This is a genomic window from Oleiphilus sp. HI0066 (genome assembly GCF_001635725.1).
On the sequence record NZ_LWFH01000587.1, the window covers coordinates 1 to 818 of the forward strand.

Here is an 818-nt window from a genome sequence, read left to right on the forward strand (position 1 = left end):
TTTTACAGCGAGAGTTCCGTAGTCAGTCAGCGGGAATGTTTCGCCATAATCTACAAATTGGTCATCTCTTATCGATAGCGGAGTAGGGCGTGACCATGACTCTGTATTGGCGTAGAACGGAAACGCTACGCTAATGATTCCGCCATCGTAAAAATTAGGGATACTCAGAGCAAATTCAGTTCTTTCTGGAATAAAGCCTTGTTCATACAAAATAACGATAGAGCCTTCGTTGTCCTTGGGTGAATTGGTTTCGCCAGAACTTGATCCTCCGAGTTGGGCAGATACACGTCTAATATCTGCCTGAATAGACTGAGAGTTTGGCACGATCTCTAAAGCGAGCTTGTAATCAATTAATGCATTGTTGTACTCGCCAATGGCTTCCCAAAATGCGGCTGATGTGTAGTAGGTATACGGGCTCAAAAAGGAGCTTTTTACTGATCCCGCGATTTCATCTAACCCCGAGAACTTTTGGCTGATACTCGCGATATCTATGTTGTTTTGTTGGGCTTCTGAATGCGCTTTAGCAATCTCATCTTCATAGCGTTCGCTCAATACACGTTGTTCGAGCGCGACTTTACGAAACTCGACACTGGCACCCTCAATGTCATTTTGAGCCCAGTAATTTAGCGCTTGTTGATGATGAATGAATATCCTCTCATATCCAGCACCGCTGTATGGAATTGCGTTTTCATTTGTCAGTAAGGAGCCGCTCTTTGCGCCAACATCACTTAGTCGAACTGTAGCTTGTAAATCTTGTTTTTCGAAAGCGTTTATCACCTGATTCGCGTTATTTTTACTTCGCTCAAATTGCTCACTGA

At 43.6% G+C, this 818-nt stretch carries 1 pseudogene; it reads right to left on the reverse strand.

Features of this window, described 5'->3' with window-relative positions:
• A pseudogene (locus tag A3738_RS07765) lies at positions 1-777 on the reverse strand (hypothetical protein); the annotation flags it as partial.
• Positions 778-818: the final 41 nt, after the last annotated feature.